At 57.5% G+C, this 1,087-nt stretch carries 2 protein-coding genes and 1 pseudogene; 1 reads left to right on the forward strand and 2 read right to left on the reverse strand.

The annotated features are described in order from the left end of the window. Positions 1-182, reverse strand: a pseudogene (locus AC1DW2_RS43805) (IS630 family transposase); the annotation flags it as partial. A 146-nt stretch (positions 183-328) separates the two neighbouring features. Here AC1DW2_RS43805 and AC1DW2_RS43810 point away from each other — a divergent pair. Then, on the forward strand, positions 329-724 hold the full coding sequence (locus AC1DW2_RS43810; RefSeq protein ID WP_224580655.1) for a hypothetical protein: 396 nt from the start codon (positions 329-331) through the stop codon (positions 722-724). A 145-nt stretch (positions 725-869) separates the two neighbouring features. Here AC1DW2_RS43810 and AC1DW2_RS43815 read toward each other — a convergent pair. Then, a partial coding sequence (locus tag AC1DW2_RS43815; RefSeq protein WP_477009214.1) for a transposase occupies positions 870-1,087 on the reverse strand: 218 nt, incomplete at its 5' end.

A 1,087-nucleotide genomic window follows, 5' to 3' on the forward strand; every position in this document is an offset into this window, starting at 1 on the left:
CCGAGTTCGGCAGCCACGGACTTGCTTGGCAAGCCATCCGCACACCGCAGGATCGCGCGGCAGCGCTCAGATAGCGATCGGGCAACGCGATGACGACGAACTTGCCTCTCCAAGTACGCCCGCTCCTGCGGACTAAGCACCAACGGCGCGATCGGCCGGCCTCGTTCACCTGCATTCGCCACGAGCTCTCTCCTCTGTAGAGATTCGAGCTATCAACTAATGTGGCGAACTTGCGTTCCAGATGACTAGTCTCCAGGTTCCAAACTCGGCTGCCGCTGAAGGCACACCCAGAAAGATGGCCCCGATCTCCGTCTTCGTGAGTCGTAAGTTGAGCAAGCTCTTCGTGCGTCAGGGCTTCTCGCCGTTGTTTGATGTTGCGGTCAAGATCGAAAATCCGGAGGAGCCCCTTGGAACGCACGTGTTTACTGCAATGGAATTCCAGAGCGAGGGAGCGGCTATTCGCTGGACCGTCGTGTCGATTCCGGACGAATTTCCTCGCATCGAGGATGCCACAAAAGAACGCGAAGCGCCCGTGAAGCAAACCGCCCTATCGGTACCGTCTCCCGATAAAGCCAACGCTGTCCTCAACCGCATCGAAATACCGCGGGATACCGTTGAGAGGATCTCTAAACTTCTGACGCCGGCCTCTTCATTGATTATTTCCGACGACGGATTTAGCCACGAGACGGGAAAAGACACGGATTTCATCGTTGTAACGCATTGATGCGGCGGCGCAACCCACCGACATACGATGCCGCTGCGCAACCCGCTGGAATTGTTCGACCGCAAATCTGGTGCAAGATTCTTGACCTCCGCTGTCATTCGGCCTGCAATATTTAGGCTCTGACGCAATTTTGGTGCAGCTCCGATTATTCTGCACCGATTAGCCTGGCCTGAAGGAGATCGATTTTCCCGCGACCGTACATCTGCCTTCTCACGAGCTTGAGGCGGGTGATCTGACCTTCAGTCTGTCCGTTGGACCAGGGCGAAGTGATTGCCGCCCGAACCGCCGCTTCATCCTTCGTGACGCCGCTGGCGAAGGAAGTCACGAGACTGGCGCGGGCGCGGTCGATCCACGGCGTGAGCC

The organism is Bradyrhizobium sp. P3_C3, from assembly GCF_056402655.1.